Below are 18,658 nucleotides of genomic sequence, written 5' to 3'. Positions count from 1 at the left end.
AGATCGGCATGAGCATCAAGTTTGGCACGGCCGGAGTGCCTTTGTCTTCCGCGGAAACATCCACCGAGGCCGGAATCCTAAGAATCAGGGAACTTGGAATGGATGCGATGGAAGTCGAGTTCGTTCACGGGGTCAGAATGAAGGAAGATAAAGCGTTAAAGACCGGGGGAACTGCGAAAAAAGAACGCGTATCCCTGTCTTGTCATGCGCCTTACTATATCAACCTGAACTCCAGTGAAACGGAAAAAATTGAGGCAAGCAAAACAAGGATTATTCATACTGCCAGGATTGGCAGGATACTTGGGGCCGGAAGCATCGTCTTTCATCCGGCATTTTATTCCGGGGATACTTCGGCTACCGTCTTAGCCAGAGTAGTCAAAGAACTCAGCGATGTCCGGCAGGAACTTGATCAGGAAGGCAATCAAGTCATCCTGAGGCCTGAAACGACAGGCAAACCCTCCCAGTTTGGCGATCTCGGTGAAACGATCAAAATAGCGCAGGAGGTTCCGGGTGTATTGCCCTGTATTGATTTCAGCCATCTGCATGCCAGAGCCAATGGTCAATTCAATAGCTATGACGAGTTCTGCGCGATTCTTGAGCAGACAGCCGAAGGGCTTGGTGAGAAGTGGACAAGCAATGCGCATTTCCATATTTCCGGGATTGAATATGGTCCGAAAGGCGAAAAGAGACATCTCGTTTTGCAGGAAGCTGACCTGAAATACCGGGAAATCCTTAAAGCCTGCCTGAGCTTTGGCATCCAGGGAACCGTGATTTGTGAAAGTCCGAAGCTTGAGGAGGATGCTCTGATCCTGCAAAAGACCTATCAGGAGCTAAAGGCGGAGCATTAACGAAGAATTTATTTGACCGTTTTGATAGGCTTAATTGCTTATAGGCAGACATATTGAAGAACAGAACTTAGGACGCTTACAGCCGTTTAGGGTATCCCCTGGACGGCTGTATTGTTTTGTTCACCTGCATATTGTTTTTTGAATCCAGGTTAATGTATTCTTTTGGACTTATGCAGAATACCACTATGATGATCAAATTTTGTTGAAAATAGATAAATAAGCGCAATAGCATTTACATATATTTGATAATATGGCAATATATGAGATATTGATATTTATTGGAGGTGATATATGTAATATTAAAGAATTTAATCAAAAAGCAATTTTTTAAGGAGGAGAATAAAATGTTTAAAGCAAAAAGGATGTTATGTCTTGTTCTGAGCTTATTAATGTTGATTTGTTTTACTATACCGGTTTATGCAATCGAGTCAACAAATAAAGTTATTCAACTTTCGCCAGATGCACAAACAGAAAAAATACTGGATAATGTTGAATTAATTATTAACACAGACAGTGCAACGTTAACTGTAAAGGATCATAAAGAGAAAGATGCAGGGCTAGAATCTTATACCGTTACCATTGACAAAGAAAATAATACGTATAAAGCTAGGAAAGCAACAGGTAAAGAATTAGAAAAAATTACAAGCACAATTGAAAGGAACAGTCCTTCTTCTAAGTCTTGTTTATCCAGTCGAGGATCATATTCTTTAAGAGTTGCTGCAACAACATTTGATCCTCCTGGGTATGTTCTATGCCAAACTTATAATGAGTTATATTGGTATAATGAAGGGACTACTAGTTATTTACAAAGCAGATATGAAGACTATTATGCGGCTAATCCATCACCTCCTGGTACACATTGGTACTGTAATGGTCTTTATTGGACAGGCTTAAGTCAGGGGGTGCCTTCAGTAACTAGCTCAAATACTGCTGATTTTTATAACTGGGACTTCATGTTACCTAATTATGCAACATATGTAAACCATAGCATAACTTGTCAAGGTGGTTGGAATGGGAGTGCTTATTATACGGCTTCAACTACAAGGAGTGGAGAGGATTATTTTTTATTAAGCTTTAATTACACGACATATTAACTTTGGGTTTAATTGATGTATCTAAATATTTTACCAAAAACCTTCATTTATTGGAGGTTTTTGAATATAAACAATTGTTTAATTAATATTTCTTTCGGATTCAGCATTGAGTAAACTGATCGTAACAGAGTTGTTAAAACCGTGGTCTTGAATCATAAGAAAATTATTTGATTCAATGTCGGCTATTCACGACAATATTGGAGTATAATCAATTAACATTTTTTTATTTTTCTTTTCAATTTACGAGGAGGTAAGTCTATGAAGTTTCCCTCTTATCGAATACAAAGTAATTATTATCAGAAAGTTGGAGCTTTATTTGGAATTTGTGGCTCGGTAATATCTATTACATTATGGGTATTTATTATCTTTTTTGCGAAAGGACAACATACTTCGAAGCTATACATAATAACCCAAATTCTACCTGGGATTGTAGGGATAGTATCTTCTGTTTTGAAAAAAGTATGGCCTTTAATCATAGTATTCTTAATCTTATTGCCATTAGGTTTATACATGACAATGACCCCTAGTATTTTTAGGTATTTTGGATTAGCTCTAGCTTTTTATCTGTTCTCGATTATATTACTATTGGCTGGAAATAGGATAAGAAAGAAAAAGTTACCTGAATTTGAAGATCAAGATATCGTAATAGAACAAAATAACGATGATATTCATTAGAAATCTTGACTTAGGGAAATAATGTAATTCCGACTATACCGCACCCCGTTGTCAAGACACATTTTGAAAATCTAAGGGAACACTGATTTAATCGACTGTGTCGCAGAAGAATAGTAAATTCAGGCGGAGGTGTTAGCAAATAATTTAATAAACCTAATTATCAAAATCAACTAACCGATGAAAGCATACACTATAGATCAGTACCAGATGTTTCATTTTTTGGTGATGCCTCTAAAGGTGTAACTATATATTGCAGTAAATACGTAACAGTGAAAGTTATGCAGCGTCCCCTTTGGCGTTTACGGATGGCCTAATGCTGCGGCCATGGATGCTTTTGCAATGTTTTGCTCCTTACAGCGTCTTACATGGAATGAGTCCACTAGGACCAGTTTGAATACAGCCGATGTCATACTGCACATTAATAATTGTAATGTATATTTGACATTTATTAATATATATATTATTCTTATCTTGGAGGCGATGACATGGGTAGAAACATTAAAATCAAGGTTGCCCGCGCGGAGCTGGATATGACACAAAAGGCTCTGGCAGAGCAAGTTGGAATATCAAGGCAAACGATGAACGCCATCGAACAGGGCGAATATAATCCGACGATCAAGCTGTGCCGCGCCATCTGCAAAGCGCTGGGGAAAAGCCTGGATGAACTGTTTGGAGAGGAGAATGAAAATGCCTAAAAACCTTCTGGATGAAATGCAGGAACAAAGATTACTGAAAATAGAGCATTACGGTGTATGGTTTTGCTTTTGGGCGCTGGGGGTGGCAATCATTGTTCAACAATTGTTGGGTTTGCCGTTTGTCCAATATGCTGGGGAGATGATCATTTTCACGATCCTTGCTGTGTATCTGCTGGTTAGCTGCCTGAAAGCGGGGATATGGGACCGTCATTTGCGGCCCACGCTCAAAACGAACCTGATCATCAGCACGATTACGGCGATCGTGTTCAGCTCGGTAGTGACAGTCATGAAATATATCAGATATGAGGCTTGTCGCGAAAACCTATTTCTAACGTTGGGGATATTTGTCATTATAGCTGTTCAACTCTTTATTTTATGCTTTATCGCCTTGTGGCTGACCAGCCGCATTTATAAGAAAAGAAGAAATTGCTTGGAGGATAACTGCGAAATAGAGAAAAATGATCGATGAAATTACAGCCCGTAGATAGATTGTAAATTAAAACGACCCGTCTTCATTCCCGAACACTTCAGATAAATCATGAGCGTTTTCAGGCAGCATGTCAATCCCCAGCTTTTCCCTCAATACCTCCCGCATGTTCTGCACAGACATCGGCTCGTCTTTTTTCCCTAATTGGAAAAGCCAGCTGGGAAACCCGATGACTTTTCTGGCGAATTTTGGGCCGAACATTCTCCGGTACTCCGGCAGACCGGCCGCTACCTGAACAACGACAGCGTCCGCCGCGATTTCCCAGCCTGAAGTATCTGAAGCTTCTGGGATGTGCTCATACGCTTTGTCCATCCTATATAAATGATACTCCAGCCTGGGACCGGCCCAGTAATAGGCCTGGATAAAATCCTCTGCTTCGAAGCCGCAACCCGGCAAGTCCGGGAAAATAACCATATATTTGCCACTTATTTTATCTGGCTCAATAATGGCCGGGAAAACATATTTGCTCTTCATCTTCCACCATTCTTTACTGCGCATCTCCGCCGGGGTGAGCTTGCCTGCTCCACGTCTCGTCTTTAAGCCATACATTTAGAAGATCGTGAACTTTATTCTTATAAATGATGTACGCCTCCTTGTCACTAGGGGCGATCTGGAGCAGCTTATGCTTTACTTCCTTCATGGTTTGATCCAAGTTTTCACAGAGGAAGGCGATATGGTTGGCCCTGACTTTGAGCGACGTATTAATAAAGTTTGTTTTCATTCGCTCGTAGCCCTTGGCGGCTGAGCTTTTTTGGAGCGATTCCAGCGAATCATTCAGCTGTCTGGCCGTTTTAGCGAGTTCTTCTTTGGACGTCTTGACGTTCTCCAATTGGACCTTTAGATTGGCGAGTTCCGCTGTCAGCCCGGTGATGATACCGCTTTGGTCTTCCAATGCTTTCTGGAGATCTGTGTTCTCCTGCAGGGCTAGGTCTTTTTCCTGTAAGGCCTGGTCTTTTTCTTGCCGGGCCTGCGTCCGTTCCTTGACCGCTTTTCTGAGTTCCTGATTCGTCATGCCTTCGACATCCAGATCGACGATGAATTGCGCCCGTTCCTCCTTCGGGATACCTAAAAGAAGCACCGCCTGGCTGTAGTTCAAATTCGGATCCGGATCCGAATTTGAGGAGGTAAGCTGTCCGGCTCCGTACTCTGTGAAGATACGCATCAGTTTATTGGCCCGGCTCTGGGAGAAATCGACCGACTCCTCCAGCCACTTGCCCCATTCTCCATGCTTAAGCAGGCCCTTGGCCTCCGTCAGCCGCCTTCCAATCTCGACAGCGGCGGCAAGGTAGATCCTCTCCGTCTGGTATTTGATCATGTTAATTTCAGCCGCAATGACATGCGGCGTGCGTTCGCTGATGATATCTGTTGCTGTATTAGATACTGGATTAGTTACTGAATTAGTTATTGGATTAGTTACTGGATCAGTCATGATATCCACACTCCTTGGGGCTGATTTCACTCATAGGATACGTGGCCAGGCTTAAAAGTGTGACAAGCTCAGTCGTCAGACTTTTTATTTTAGGAAAGTACCTTTTTTATTTCCCCAAATCTTTAACATTGGACAATCTTTCTCATAGTATATAAGGTCGGGAACGAACAAGCCCGGCTTATCATACTGTTGAAGGGAGGGATGAACCATGGCAGTGACAGAAATAACGTTGGATTCGATCGTGTCAACAAAATACCAAACCGGGACTTTGCCGGCAGGCGGCCCGGTGACCCAGAAGAAAAGCCTGAATTATGTGAAGCCTACTGCCACGAGTCAAGACATCTATGATGTTGTAGCGGCTCTATCCAGTCTGAGCCAGTATCCGCTGCTGAATGTTGTGCTCAGCAAAAACTGGGAGCTTACGAATGAATAAGCAGCGGGAAATCTATCTGAAAGACTAGCTAGCTAAAGTGTGAATGCCAAGGCGATTGTCAAGGCAAATCTTTAGGAGGTGATTGAAATCGCGATTATTACAAGCAAGGTGTTAAAGCTAACGTTTCTTACCACCGGCGGCAAATCCTTCATTATTTCCGTCCCCCAGCCGAGGGAGAACCTGACGCTGGCTGAGGCCCAAACCGTGATGGAAACGGTTATAGCTAAAAATATAATTAACAGCTCCAGCGGTGAACTGGCCGCGATACGGGATATACGGGTGATTGACATGACTACTAACGATCTATACGATCCACCGGTAGCGTAAGCAATTTACCCATAGAAAAGGAGGCGCCTTTTGAACTGTACCCAGTTCTTAAGGCGCTGCCCCTTTCTTCGTTCTCTTCATTCCCAAACATCCCAGATAAATCATGAGCGGCCAACTTACCCTCGTTGATATCCTGGATGGACAAAATGATACAAAATGAATGCTTTAGGCAGGAAAAATATGGAATATGTAGAATCGCTGTTGTTGGAGGGATCATGATGAGGATAATTCAGGAAAAAATCTTTCGAGCAAGTATTTTGACCATTTCAGGGATAGGTAGTCAAAGACTGCGTCAGCTGATAGCCTATTTTGGGAGTGCTGCTGAAGCTCTGGAAGCGCCTGCCGGTGCTTTTTCCGAGTTAGTCCATCTCGTTTGGGTGCAAGAATTTCTGCAGCACAGAGCAGAACTTGATCCTGGAGCGTTTCAGGAAAGACTTCGGAGGGAAGGTATATCCTTGGTTATGCCGGGAGAGTCAGCGTACCCATATTTACTGGCCGAGTGTCCGGATGCGCCTGCCGTGTTGTTTTACAAAGGTGTGCTTCAGGCTCAGCAGGAGGGAATAGCGGTAGTGGGTGCGAGAAAGGCTTCATCCTATGGCAAAGCGGCGGCATCTTTTTTAGCCGGCGGGATTGCCGGAGAAGGTTATGCTGTGGTCAGTGGTCTGGCCCGAGGCATTGACACGGCGGCGCATCAAGGGGCGCTTGAAGCTGGTGGAATCACGTGGGCCTTTATGGCCGGAGGACTCGATACGATCTATCCACACGAAAATACGAAGCTCGCAAATTCCATCATTGAAAAAGGCGCACTATTAAGTGAGTATCCACCGGGTATTCCGCCCGAGCCAGGACAGTTTCCGGCCAGGAACAGGCTGATCAGCGGTTCGTCCCGCGGCGTCATTGTGGTCGAAGCAGCTGAAAAAAGTGGCGCGCTGATTACAGCTGACTGTGCCCTGGAACAGGGACGGGAGGTGTACGCTGTTCCAGGTCCGATCTTCAGCGAGCTAAGCCGGGGAACACATCAGCTGCTGCGGATGGGCGCAAAAGTAACGGAGGACATGAGGGATGTACTGAGCGAACTGGCTCCGTTCACACCCGAAAGCAGGCTAGCAGAAGTTCCAGCATGTCTAGAAGGAATGACTCGGGTAAGGTCTAAGGGAATGATGCAAACAGAATCGAAATGGGCTGAAATCCTGGGGTGCTTAAGCGATGTCCCGCTGCATATTGACCGGTTGGCTGTCTTATGCCGGCTTCCGGCTCAGGACATTGCACTGGGACTGCTGGAGCTCCAGCTTGCCGGAGAGATTTTGCAGCTGCCAGGCCAGCATTATGTCCTTCAACGTTAAAAATGCTATTCATTTTTATAATATTTTGTTTTACCATTGTGGTTTTGAAAATAAATGGTATAATTTGTGTTGCTATTTTTTTTAAGGGTTAAATCAGAAACGATGCATAGGATTAAGGAAGATAAATTCGTAATATTAATCAAATTTTAAACAATATAGATACAATAGAATTACATTGAGAGAAATCATGAGGTGAAGCATGTCGAAAACTTTGGTTATCGTTGAATCCCCGGCCAAGGCAAAATCTATCAGCAAATTCTTGTCTAAGAATTATACGGTCAAAGCTTCCATGGGGCATTTGCGGGATTTGCCAAAGAGCCAGATCGGGGTTGATGTCGATCATAATTATGAGCCGAAATACATTGCAATCAGAGGACGCGGCGATTTGGTCAAAGAGCTTAAAGCTGCAGCTAAAACTGCCGATCGTGTTTTGCTGGCGTCCGACCCCGACAGGGAAGGTGAAGCGATTGCCTGGCACTTGACGCACTTGCTCGGTCTGAATCCCGAAGAGTTGAGCAGGATCGAATTTCATGAAATAACAAAACCAACGATTCAAAATGCCGTAAAGAATCCCCGTAAACTGGATATACATCTCGTAGATGCCCAGCAGGCGCGCAGGGTTTTGGACAGACTGGTGGGCTACAAATTAAGCCCGCTTCTGTGGCGGAAAGTTAAAAAAGGTTTAAGTGCCGGACGTGTTCAATCTGTTGCGGTCAGAATGATCTGTGACAGAGAAGAAGAAATCCGCAACTTTGAACCGGAAGAGTACTGGACTCTGGATGCGGATTTTTTGTGTCGGGGCGGCAGTTTTGTTGCCAAACTGCTTCATAAGCAGGGCAAAAAGATGACAATTTCGAGCCGCGAGCAGATGGAAGAAGTATTGCAGGAACTCCGGGCGGCCGCATTCACGGTCGGAGAGGTGAAAACGAAGGAAAAACGAAAACAGCCGGCACCTCCTTTTACGACCAGCAGTCTTCAGCAGGAGGCCTACCGCAAATTAAACTTTACACCTAAAAAGACGATGATGCTGGCCCAGCAGCTCTATGAAGGACTTGATCTCGGGAAGACCGGTACGGTCGGATTAATTTCGTATATGCGTACGGACTCTGTCCGGATCGCCGACACTGCACAGGAAGAGGCCAAAGGTTTTATCATCGAGACTTACGGCGAAACCTATTATCCCGAGGAGCCGAGGAAATTTGCCAGCAAAGGCCGGACCCAGGAAGCGCACGAGGCAATCAGACCGACATCCGCTCTCAGAACGCCTGAATCCGTCAAAGGCTTTCTCGGACGAGAGCAGTTCAAGCTTTACCGGCTGATCTGGGACCGTTTTGTCGCCAGTCAGATGAGTGCGGCGGTTTATGATACGATTACCGTAGACGTTCTGGCCGGTGATTACCTTTTAAGAGCCAATGCTTCAGCCGTGAAGTTTCCGGGATATCTCACTGTCTATGAAGAAAGCACCGATGAACCGGAAAAACTGGATAATGAGGAAAACTGCTTGAAAGGAGATCTCGCCATCGGGCAGAAGCTGCAGTTAAGGCAGCTTCAGGAGAAGCAGCATTTCACCGAACCCCCGGCGCGTTTTACTGAGGCAACCTTGGTCCGAAAAATGGAGGAAGAGGGGATCGGGCGTCCGAGTACGTATGCGCCGACGATTGAAACGATTCAAACGAGGGGCTATGTAGCAAAGGAAGACAAGAAACTTGTTCCAACCGAACTAGGTGAAATTGTGATTAACTTGCTGAAAGAGCATTTTCCGGATATTGTCGACCAGGAGTTTACAGCCAACATGGAGGAGAAACTTGACGATATCGAAGACGGAAAATCGGATTGGAAGAAAATTGTCGGAGAATTTTACGGCCCGTTTGCCGAGACACTTGATAAAGCTGAGCAGAAGATCGGCAAAATCAAAGTTGAGGATGAAGTTTCAGATGAGGTCTGTGAACTTTGCGGCAGGAATATGGTCATCAAGATGGGACGGTTCGGAAAGTTTTTGGCTTGCCCTGGTTTTCCTGACTGCCGGAATGCGCGACCTTTACTCGAGGAAATCGGCGTGAACTGCCCGAAATGCGGAGAAAAACTTGTCGTCAGGAGATCGAAAAAAGGACGTAAGTTTTACGGCTGCAGCAAATACCCGGACTGTGATTTTATTTCCTGGGAGAAACCGGCACCTCACCCTTGTCCGGAGTGCGGCGGGGTAATGACCGAGAAAAGTACCAGAAAAAACAAAAAATATGTCTGCACCAATCATGACTGCAGGTTTACCGAAGAAATCAAGGAAACAGAATAAAAATAGAATCTAAGAACGATACTACACGACTAGGATGGGTACTATGGCAAAAGCGACAATCATTGGCGCGGGCCTTGCGGGGCCCGAAGCTGCCTGGCAGATGGCCCAGCGCGGGATTGACGTCGATCTTTATGAAATGCGTCCGCTGAAAAACACACCGGTTCATCAAACGGAACAATTTGCCGAGCTGGTCTGCAGCAATTCGCTGAGGGCTGCCGGCCTTGAAAATGCTGTCGGGCTGCTCAAGGAAGAAATGAGGCGTCTGAATTCGCTGATCATGGCGGCAGCAGACCAGACTTCTGTACCGGCCGGAGGGGCTTTAGCTGTTGACAGGAATCTTTTTGCGCAAATGGTTACCGATAAGATCTCCGGTCATCCGAATATTAATATCATCCGCGAGGAAGTGAAAGCGATTCCGGCGGACGAAAAAGTGATCATTGCCACAGGGCCGCTGACAACGGATGAACTTGCTGCGGATATTCTGCGACTGACCGGGAAAGAGGCGTTGTCTTTCTTTGATGCGGCGGCACCGATTGTCGATCTTGGGACCGTTGATCTGTCCAAAGCTTTTTGGGCATCCCGCTATGACAAAGGCGAGGCGGATTATCTGAATTGCCCGCTCAGCAAAGAAGCGTATGAAACTTTTTATGAGGCCCTGATTCAAGCCGAAGCTGCCGAGGTTCAGGGTTTTGAAAAAAATCTGGTGTTTGAAGGTTGTATGCCGATCGAGGTCATGGCTCAGCGCGGGCCCATGACGATGGCGTTCGGGCCGTTAAAACCTGTCGGGATTATGAACCCGCATACCGGTAAACAACCGTTTGCTGTTGTTCAGCTGCGGAAAGAAAATATCCAGGGAAGCCTTTTGAATTTAGTTGGCTTCCAGACGCATTTAAAGTGGAGCGAACAAAAACGCGTGTTCAGGCTGATACCAGGCTTAGAACACGCTGAGTTCGTACGTTACGGCGTCATGCACAGGAATTCGTTCCTGAATGCGCCTGAAGTCCTAAATGCTGATTTTAGCTGCCGGGTGAAACCGGATCTGTTTTTTGCCGGTCAGATTACAGGTGTGGAAGGCTATGTCGAATCAGCAGCCAGCGGGCTTTTAGCCGGATTGAATATGGCCCGCCTGCTGAATGGACAGGATACGCTTGTCTTCCCGCCTGAAACAGCGCTTGGCGGACTCGCCCGCCATTTAGAAGGCTCACCCAGTGTTCATTTTCAGCCGATGAATATGAACTTTGGTCTAATCACTCCTCTTGGAGAACGAATCAAAGGAAAACGGGAAAAAAACGCAAGGTTATCGGCAAGGGCGCTGCACGAGCTGGAAAGATTCATCGAAGAAAAACAACTCTAGAATAGGGTTTCAGAATAACGCTAACTCCAAAAAAGCTTATACTACTCCAGACAAGTCTCCGTAATGGATGTCCAGCGTCAAGCGGAGCATGGATTGCGCAGCGCGGCTTTTTGTGCCATGGATGGCACAACAGCCGAAAGCGGTCATCCATTACGGAGACTAACCCGAACCATAGGCTTTACGGTCTACTACATTATAAAACGGTCTACTACATTATAAATACGGGTGGTGAAACAGGTGCTGGCAGATAAGGCCCTTGATTTGTTCTCCGCTTACCTCAAAACCAGAAATTCCTCCGAACTGACGCTTGCCGCTTATCAGAGTGATATCATTCAGTTCATGGAATTCTCTGCCCATGAACTCGGAATTGAAACCGAAAGTCTTGAAGTTAACCAGATTGATAAATATATTGTCCGCAGTTACATTGGTCAGATGACGGAAAGGGAACTGAAAAGAAAAAGCATTGCTCGAAAAATCGCTGCAATGCGTTCTTTTTTTAAATTTCTCTGCCGTGAAGAAATTGTCAGCCAGAACCCTGTACAGAAAATTGCAACGCCCAAAGTCGGCAAAAATCTCCCGCGTTTTCTTTTCCAGGAGCATATGGAAAAGCTTCTGGAAGCTTCAAATCAGGATGAAAAGAACGGACTGCGCGACCAGGTGATTGTCGAACTGCTTTATGGTTCAGGACTTAGAGTAAGCGAGCTTGTCAACTTGAATAAACCGGATGTGGATCTTGATGGCAGCCTGATCAGGGTGTTCGGGAAAGGGAAAAAGGAGCGGATCGTTCCTTTGACGGAACCGGCGGAAGAGGCAATCAAAAGATACCTACTGCAGCGGGATGATCAACAGGAAGCGCTGATTTTAAACTACAAAGATATGCGGCTAAGTTCGCGCTCAGTGCGCCGGATCCTGGACAAACTGGAGAAAACCGCTAAGCTTAATCAGCATGTTCATCCGCATATGCTCCGTCATACATTTGCAACGCACCTGCTGGAGGGCGGCGCGGATTTAAGAAGTGTTCAGGAGCTGCTGGGGCATAAAAAATTGTCTTCAACCCAGATTTACACGCACCTGTCCAGGGAAAAACTTCGGAGCGTCTACCTGAAAGCTCATCCGAGAGCAAAATGAAGTAATATTTAGAATATTCATAAAAGCTACTGCATTTTTGAAAATTACCCTTGACTCTTCAGAAAATAATAAGTACACTGCAAATTGAGGGGGAACATATTCATGTTTCATGCAACGACGATTATCGCAATCAAAAAGGAATCAAAAGTGGCTATTGCAGGTGACGGCCAGGTTACCATGGGACAAGCGACAGTGATGAAGCATACGGCCCGTAAGATTCGCCGTTTGTATCAAGGAAAAGTCTTGGCGGGATTTGCTGGTTCTGTGGCCGATGCTTTTACGCTTTTCGAAAAATTCGAAGGAAAGCTCGAGGAATATCACGGCAATTTGCAGAGAGCGTCTGTGGAGTTGGCCAAAGAATGGCGGACGGACAGGATGCTCAGAAACCTTGAGGCATTGCTGATCGTGGCCGATAAAAATACGATTTTGCTGATTTCCGGCTCAGGGGAAGTCATTGAGCCTGACGACGGTATTGCCGCGATTGGATCAGGCGGGAATTACGCGCTGGCTGCGGCGCGCGCCCTGAATACACATACGGATCTTAACGCGGGAGAGCTTGTCAGGGAAGCCATGAAAGTGGCTGCCTCTATTTGTGTTTATACCAATGAAAATATTGTCGTGGAAGAACTGGAGGACGTGGACTGATGGAACAGCTTACACCAAAGGAAATCGTCGCCGAACTGGATAAATATATCGTTGGGCAAAAACAGGCCAAAAGAGCCGTAGCCATTGCCCTGCGCAACAGATACCGCCGCTCGCTTCTGCCTGCAGCCCTGCAGGAGGATGTTCTTCCGAAGAATATTTTAATGATCGGGCCTACGGGGGTGGGCAAGACAGAGATTGCCCGGCGCCTGGCTAAGCTCGTCAAGGCTCCGTTTACCAAAGTGGAAGCCACGAAGTTTACCGAAGTCGGCTATGTCGGCAGGGACGTTGAATCGATTATCCGGGATTTGACCGAGATCGCTTTACGCATGGTCAAAAGCGAAAAAATGCAAGAAGTTGAAGCTCAGGCTGAGGTGAACGCGGAGAAACGTCTTTTAACAATACTTGTCCCGGGCAAAAAGAAAGAATCATCCAATATTAATCCATTTCAGTATTTATTCAACCAGGATAATGAACCGGAAAAAGAAAGCCCTGCTTCTCCGGAAGTAGAAAAAGACAGGGAATTCCTCAAAGAAAAGCTTCAAAAAGGAGAGCTCGAGGAGCATACCCTTGAGATCGAAGTTGAAGAAAGTTCTCAATATACGGATATGCTTGGTGCTTCAGGCATGGAGCTCGGCGTCAACATTCAGGACATGATGGCCGGAATGTTTCCGAAGAAACGCAAAAAACGCAAAGTAACAGTCAAAGAAGCCCGCAGAATTCTAGCTCAGGAAGAGGCTCAGAATCTGATTGACCAAGATGAGGCGGTGCAGGAAGCCATTCGTCGGACAGAGCAGGAAGGCATTGTTTTTATCGACGAAATTGATAAGATTGCCGGCAAGGAATCTTCAGGCGGTCCTGATGTTTCCCGCGGTGGGGTTCAGCGAGATATTCTGCCGCTGATTGAAGGATCCACCGTAATGACCAAGTACGGTCCTGTCCGTACGGATCATATTCTGTTTATTGCTGCAGGCGCTTTCCACGTAGCGAAACCTTCCGATCTGATACCGGAACTCCAGGGAAGACTGCCGATCCGTGTCGAGCTGGAATCGTTGAGTGTTGCAGATTTTAAACGGATTCTGATTGAACCGCAGGCTTCACTGATTAAACAGTATGGCGCACTGCTCTCTACAGAGGGCATAGACGTCATTTTTTCCGAGAATGCGATTGAAGAAATAGCCCAGATCGCTTACAATGTCAACGCTTACACGGAAAATATCGGGGCACGGAGACTGCATACCATCGTCGAAAAAGTCTTGGAGGAGCTTTCGTTCGAAGCTTCAGAACTGCCGGAGGATTATTCCATCACCATTAACCGGGAGTATATCCAGAAACGGGTCGGCGATGTTGCGAAGAATCAGGATCTGTCAAATTATATTCTTTAAAAATCGTATTTGTTTCAAAATTATTAACATCCATATAGTTCAAGTTTTTGAGTTCTAAGTACCAAGAATAAGGGGGGTAACCTGTGGAAATTTTACTAGAAAAGACCAGGAAAATTAGCGGACTCATTCAGCGTGCTGCCGGAAAACCTGTGGATTTTGCCGAGATGGCCAAGGTACTGAGTCAGGAGATCGCTGCCAACTGTTATATTGTCGGACGCAGAGGAAAAATTCTGAGCTATAGCTTCATAGGAGATTTCCACTGCGGGGAAATGGAACAAATCGTTCTTCATACGGAAAGATTTCCGGAAAGCTACAATGAAGGTCTGCTAAAAACAACAGAAACAAAAGCAAACACAACGCAAGTTGCGAATGCCTGTGTATTCAGCAAACATCATGAGTGTGTTTTCGGCAATAAGATGACAACGGTTGTGCCTATCCTTGGAGGTGGCGATAGGGTTGGGACGCTCGTTCTGGCCAAGTTTGGCGAGCAGTTCCGGCCGGAGGATCTGATCCTTGCTGAATATGGCGCTACCGTGATTGGTATGGAAATCCTACGGGTCAAGGCTGAGTATGCAGAGGAAGAAGCACGCAAGAAAGCTGCAGTCCAAATTGCGGTGGGAACACTGTCTTACTCGGAACTCGAGGCAGTTGAGCATATTTTTGCTGAACTGGGCGGTGGCGAGGGGCTGCTGGTAGCCAGCAAAATTGCCGACAGGGTTGGCATTACCCGTTCGGTAATTGTCAACGCGCTGCGCAAGTTTGAATCAGCAGGCGTGATTGAATCAAAGTCTCTCGGAATGAAAGGCACGTATATCAAGGTTCTGAATGACTATCTGCTGGACGAGCTGGATAAGTACATTAAACGGCATCGTTAAAGAGAAGGGTAAATGATTATGGATGCGCAAGAATATGGTTACCGCATGAAACCTTTGGTAATTCCGGGAGTGCTATATATCATCCTATATCCGTTGCTGATCGGAGGGATACTGTTTTTGTATACCTTGCCAGAGCTTTATTTGCTGATCCTTTCCGGAATTTATGCAGTTTCGATTCTCTTGATCCTGTTGATCTGGTTGACGGCGAAAACGAAACGGATTGTTATTGATGATCAGGCGATCATCTTCCGGTCCTTGTTCCGAAAAAAGACATTTGAACCGAAAGATATCCGTAAAGCCTCATTCTTTTGGACCAAAAACAATGAAGAAATTGTGCTGCTTAAAGCCGGGAATAATAAAGTATATTACCTTACTGATCTTTATTTCCCCTATAATGAACTGCTTACAGATTTAGAGGAGTTTATCATCTCTCATAATATCCGGTCCAATCTGGCCGCCCATTACGGGATTAATTAAAGTTGCATTCGGGAGTAGGGTATGATATTCTATTCGCAGTGTGATTTTTTGGAGTACACACGCAGTGGGACTTAGCGTACAGGTTCTTTGCGCAAGCAAAGGGTACCAGGAATGAACCTGCGGAGGAAAAAAACAAATGAAGAGAGGAGGTGTAACACAATGGCTGTAATTTCTATGAAGCAACTCTTAGAAGCCGGTGTACACTTCGGGCACCAGACCCGCCGCTGGAATCCTAAAATGGCTCGTTACATTTTTACGGAGAGAAATGGTATCTATATCATTGACCTTCAGAAAACCGTTAAAAAAGTTGACGAGGCCTTCAATTTTATCCGGGATGCCGCAGTAAACGGCGGAACTGTGCTGTTTGTAGGTACAAAAAAGCAGGCTCAGGAATCTGTGAAAGAAGAAGCTGAACGTTGCGGCATGTATTTCGTTAACGAGCGCTGGCTCGGCGGAATGCTGACGAACTTCCAGACGATTCAAAAGAGAGTTCAGAGACTGCATCAGCTCGAAAGAATGGAAGCAGAAGGCGTTTTTGAAGTTCTTCCTAAGAAGGAAGTCGCTGCGCTGCGCCATGAAATGGGTAAGCTGGAAAGATTCCTTGGCGGCATCAAAAACATGAAAAAACTTCCTGATGTTTTATTCATCGTTGATCCGCGCAAAGAAAGAATTGCCGTTGCTGAGGCAAGAAGATTAAATATTCCGATCGTAGGAATTGTCGATACCAACTGTGATCCTGACGAGATCGATGTTGTGATTCCTGCCAATGATGACGCGATCCGGGCTGTAAAACTGCTCACCGCGAAAATGGCTGATGCCATCATCGAAGGACAACAGGGAAGTCTTGACAATACCGAAGAAGTTGAAGAGAGCAATCAAACCGAAGACGAAGAATAGTTAATAAAACAGGGTGAGATTGGGGTATGTTCTTCATGACTTACCCTGTTTTTATATGTGTCGTGAAGTATTCAATAAAGGAGGGTTACCGTATGGCTGAAGTTACTTCTTCTCAGGTGAAAGAACTCAGGGAAAGAACCGGAGCCGGAATGATGGACTGCAAAAAGGCATTGACCGAATGTAATGCCGATATGGACAAAGCGATAGATTTCTTAAGAGAAAAAGGGCTGGCTGCTGCTGCGAAAAAAGAAGGACGAATTGCTGCCGAAGGGACTGTAGAAGCCTACATTCATGGGGGCGGTAGAATTGGTGTTTTGCTCGAATTAAACTGCGAAACCGACTTTGTGTCCCGTGGAGATGAATTTAAGCAGCTGACTAAGGATATTGCGATGCAGATCGCCGCAGCTAAACCGCTTTATGTCAATAAAGAAGATGTTCCGGCTGACGTTGTTGCCCATGAAAAAGAAATATTTAGGGCTCAGGCATTGAATGAAGGGAAACCGGAAAAAATCGTCGACAAGATGGTTGACGGTCGCATAGAGAAGTTCTATAAGGAAGTTTGTCTTGTAGAACAGCCTTTTATCAAGGACCCCGATGTTTTAGTCAAAGACCTGATCATGGCTAAGATTGCCAAGATCGGTGAGAAAATAGCTATTCGCAGATTTACCCGCTATGAGTTGGGTGAAGGAATTGAAAAGCGCCAGGATAATTTTGCCGATGAAGTCATGAAAGAAATAAATCGATAAGAGAACACTTCGGTGTTCTCTTTTTTAGGGGGATCAGAAAGGTTCATTGCTTTCTATTATATCTAAGTGCAGCGGACAAGAGGATTTTTATCTTTGGTGTAGAAATAAACTAAGTACGGAGGTTCGTTTATGACAGATGCACGTTACCGCCGCATAGTGTTGAAACTAAGCGGAGAAGCACTTGCCGGGGAGCAGGGTTTTGGAATTGCGCACAGCATGCTGGAGTCTGTTGCCAGACAGATTTCTGAAGTTCAGAAGCTTGGTGTGGAAATGGCACTGGTCGTTGGCGGAGGAAATATTTGGCGGGGCATCGCCGGGAGTTCTCAGGGAATAGACCGGACAACTGCTGATTATATGGGAATGCTCGCTACTGTAATGAATGCCCTAGCGCTGCAGGATGTTCTGGAACAACACAATATTGTCACGAGAGTATTGTCGGCGATTGAGATGAGGCAGGTAGCAGAACCTTATATCAGAAGAAGAGCGATCCGCCATATGGAAAAGGGCCGTATTATCATTTTTGCAGCAGGGACAGGCAATCCCTATTTTTCGACAGATACGACGGCGGCTTTGCGGGCTGCGGAGATTGAAGCAGACGTTATTTTAATGGCCAAACAGGTTGACGGCGTATTTGACAGTGATCCGATGAAGAATCCTGATGCCAAAAAATTTGAAAGACTGACCTATCTTGATGTGCTCAGCAAAGGGCTGGGTGTGATGGACTCGACAGCAACTTCGTTGTGTATGGACAATGACATTCCAATCATTGTTTTTAACTTGAAAGAAAATGGCAATATTATTAAAGCACTTAAGGGAGAACCGATAGGTACCTATGTAGGGAGGTAACGAAAAATGCTCAATGATTTTCTGAATGACGCTGAAGAAAAAATGCATAAAACAGAGGAGGTACTCAAGAAGGACCTCGCATCTGTCAGGGCAGGAAGGGCGAATCCGGCAGTTCTGGACAAAGTTTCTGTTGATTATTACGGGACTCCTACCCCGATTAACCAGCTGGCCAATGTCTCAGTTCCTGACCCACGGATGATCACCATTCAGCCCTGGGATAAATCTTCGATTAAGGATATTGAGAAGGCGATTCTTAAATCCGATCTTGGACTTACGCCTTCGAATGACGGCATGGTCATCAGGCTAAATATTCCGCAATTGACAGCGGAACGCCGTGCAGAGATTGTCAAGACGGTTAAGAAGAAAGCGGAAGATGCTAAGGTTGCTGTCCGGAATATCAGACGGGAGCTTATTGATGATATAAAACAGCTCGAGAAGGACAAAACTGTCTCTGAGGACGATTCTAAAAAAGGACAGGAAAAAGCGCAGAAACTTACCGATAAAACTGTGAAGGATATTGACGAGATCCTCGAGAAAAAAGAAAAAGAAATTATGGAAGTGTAGCGTGTTGCGCTGGCTCGGAAAAAAGTGGGACGACGTTGAAGGGGAATTGACACAAGAAAGCGCGAATTTCTGTTATGAGATAACCAGCCCTGTAGGAAAGGCTGTTCCCTGTGGAGATTT

General features: G+C 45.5%; 21 protein-coding genes. 19 read left to right on the top strand and 2 right to left on the bottom strand.

Translation table 11 applies throughout. From position 1 onward, the window contains the following. Positions 1-8 precede the first annotated feature (8 nt). The 5 genes from OKX56_RS00440 to OKX56_RS00420 all read left to right on the top strand — a co-directional run bounded on the left by OKX56_RS00440 (position 9) and on the right by OKX56_RS00420 (position 3,781). A complete protein-coding gene (locus OKX56_RS00440; protein WP_019225621.1) occupies positions 9-848 on the top strand; it encodes a TIM barrel protein in 840 nt (279 codons plus the stop codon). Between the two features lie 344 nt (positions 849-1,192). Then, positions 1,193-1,942, top strand: coding sequence for a hypothetical protein (locus OKX56_RS00435; protein ID WP_019225620.1), 750 nt, complete (start codon positions 1,193-1,195; stop codon positions 1,940-1,942). 258 nt (positions 1,943-2,200) lie between these two features. Continuing rightward, positions 2,201-2,617 carry a hypothetical protein gene (locus tag OKX56_RS00430; RefSeq protein WP_019225619.1) on the top strand — a complete coding sequence of 139 codons (417 nt, stop codon included), beginning with the start codon at positions 2,201-2,203 and terminating at the stop codon, positions 2,615-2,617. 485 nt (positions 2,618-3,102) lie between these two features. Continuing rightward, entirely contained in the window at positions 3,103-3,312 is a 210-nt protein-coding gene (locus tag OKX56_RS00425) for a helix-turn-helix transcriptional regulator (protein ID WP_019225618.1), read from the top strand. Beyond that, complete coding sequence (locus OKX56_RS00420; RefSeq protein ID WP_019225617.1) at positions 3,305-3,781, top strand: DUF6773 family protein; 477 nt, start codon at positions 3,305-3,307, stop codon at positions 3,779-3,781. Before OKX56_RS00425 ends, OKX56_RS00420 begins: the two co-directional genes overlap by 8 nt. Positions 3,782-3,808: 27 nt before the next feature. Here the strand turns inward: OKX56_RS00420 and OKX56_RS00415 are convergent, their stop codons facing one another. Both OKX56_RS00415 and OKX56_RS00410 read right to left on the bottom strand, forming a co-directional pair. Continuing rightward, complete coding sequence (locus tag OKX56_RS00415) at positions 3,809-4,273, bottom strand: type II toxin-antitoxin system HicB family antitoxin (RefSeq protein ID WP_025205388.1); 465 nt, start codon at positions 4,271-4,273, stop codon at positions 3,809-3,811. A gap of 13 nt (positions 4,274-4,286) precedes the next feature. Further along, a complete protein-coding gene (locus OKX56_RS00410) occupies positions 4,287-5,228 on the bottom strand; it encodes a DUF3102 domain-containing protein (RefSeq protein WP_019225615.1) in 942 nt (313 codons plus the stop codon). Positions 5,229-5,436: 208 nt separating this feature from the next. On the opposite strand from OKX56_RS00410, the gene OKX56_RS00405 reads away from it, so the two are divergent. From OKX56_RS00405 to frr, 14 genes are all read left to right on the top strand, one after another. Then, entirely contained in the window at positions 5,437-5,661 is a 225-nt protein-coding gene (locus tag OKX56_RS00405; RefSeq protein WP_019225614.1) for a DUF1659 domain-containing protein, read from the top strand. 78 nt (positions 5,662-5,739) lie between these two features. Then, positions 5,740-5,988, top strand: a complete 249-nt coding sequence (locus OKX56_RS00400; RefSeq protein ID WP_019225613.1) for a DUF2922 domain-containing protein — start codon at positions 5,740-5,742, stop codon at positions 5,986-5,988. 215 nt (positions 5,989-6,203) lie between these two features. Next, the gene (gene dprA / locus OKX56_RS00395) at positions 6,204-7,331 is read left to right on the top strand and encodes a DNA-processing protein DprA (RefSeq protein ID WP_019225612.1); all 1,128 of its coding nucleotides are present in this window, start codon (positions 6,204-6,206) and stop codon (positions 7,329-7,331) included. 199 nt (positions 7,332-7,530) lie between these two features. Further along, on the top strand, positions 7,531-9,624 hold the full coding sequence (topA, locus tag OKX56_RS00390; RefSeq protein WP_019225611.1) for a type I DNA topoisomerase: 2,094 nt from the start codon (positions 7,531-7,533) through the stop codon (positions 9,622-9,624). A 43-nt stretch (positions 9,625-9,667) separates the two neighbouring features. Beyond that, positions 9,668-10,978 carry a methylenetetrahydrofolate--tRNA-(uracil(54)-C(5))-methyltransferase (FADH(2)-oxidizing) TrmFO gene (gene trmFO / locus OKX56_RS00385; protein ID WP_019225610.1) on the top strand — a complete coding sequence of 437 codons (1,311 nt, stop codon included), beginning with the start codon at positions 9,668-9,670 and terminating at the stop codon, positions 10,976-10,978. Positions 10,979-11,215: 237 nt separating this feature from the next. Beyond that, positions 11,216-12,106, top strand: coding sequence for a tyrosine recombinase XerC (xerC, locus tag OKX56_RS00380; protein ID WP_019225609.1), 891 nt, complete (start codon positions 11,216-11,218; stop codon positions 12,104-12,106). A gap of 102 nt (positions 12,107-12,208) precedes the next feature. After that, positions 12,209-12,751 (top strand): ATP-dependent protease subunit HslV, encoded by a 543-nt coding sequence (gene hslV, locus OKX56_RS00375; protein WP_019225608.1) that lies wholly within the window; start codon positions 12,209-12,211, stop codon positions 12,749-12,751. Next, a complete protein-coding gene (gene hslU, locus OKX56_RS00370; RefSeq protein WP_025205392.1) occupies positions 12,751-14,133 on the top strand; it encodes an ATP-dependent protease ATPase subunit HslU in 1,383 nt (460 codons plus the stop codon). Before hslV ends, hslU begins: the two co-directional genes overlap by 1 nt. A gap of 83 nt (positions 14,134-14,216) precedes the next feature. Then, positions 14,217-15,008, top strand: coding sequence for a GTP-sensing pleiotropic transcriptional regulator CodY (gene codY, locus OKX56_RS00365; protein WP_019225606.1), 792 nt, complete (start codon positions 14,217-14,219; stop codon positions 15,006-15,008). 18 nt (positions 15,009-15,026) lie between these two features. Beyond that, positions 15,027-15,485, top strand: coding sequence for a hypothetical protein (locus tag OKX56_RS00360; protein ID WP_242871477.1), 459 nt, complete (start codon positions 15,027-15,029; stop codon positions 15,483-15,485). A gap of 159 nt (positions 15,486-15,644) precedes the next feature. After that, positions 15,645-16,382 (top strand): 30S ribosomal protein S2, encoded by a 738-nt coding sequence (gene rpsB / locus OKX56_RS00355; protein WP_015044137.1) that lies wholly within the window; start codon positions 15,645-15,647, stop codon positions 16,380-16,382. Positions 16,383-16,474: 92 nt separating this feature from the next. Beyond that, a complete protein-coding gene (gene tsf, locus OKX56_RS00350) occupies positions 16,475-17,128 on the top strand; it encodes a translation elongation factor Ts (protein WP_025205395.1) in 654 nt (217 codons plus the stop codon). 129 nt (positions 17,129-17,257) lie between these two features. Further along, positions 17,258-17,974, top strand: a complete 717-nt coding sequence (gene pyrH / locus OKX56_RS00345; RefSeq protein ID WP_025205397.1) for a UMP kinase — start codon at positions 17,258-17,260, stop codon at positions 17,972-17,974. 6 nt (positions 17,975-17,980) lie between these two features. After that, positions 17,981-18,538: a ribosome recycling factor gene (frr, locus tag OKX56_RS00340; RefSeq protein ID WP_025205398.1), complete on the top strand. Its 558-nt coding sequence runs from the start codon at positions 17,981-17,983 to the stop codon at positions 18,536-18,538. Positions 18,539-18,658 lie beyond the last annotated feature (120 nt).

Origin of the sequence: Dehalobacter sp. (assembly GCF_030063005.1) — a bacterium.
Lineage (GTDB): Bacteria > Bacillota > Desulfitobacteriia > Desulfitobacteriales > Syntrophobotulaceae > Dehalobacter > Dehalobacter restrictus.
The sequence above is the reverse complement of the archived record's forward strand: the minus strand, read 5'-3'. Positions and strand labels throughout refer to the sequence as shown.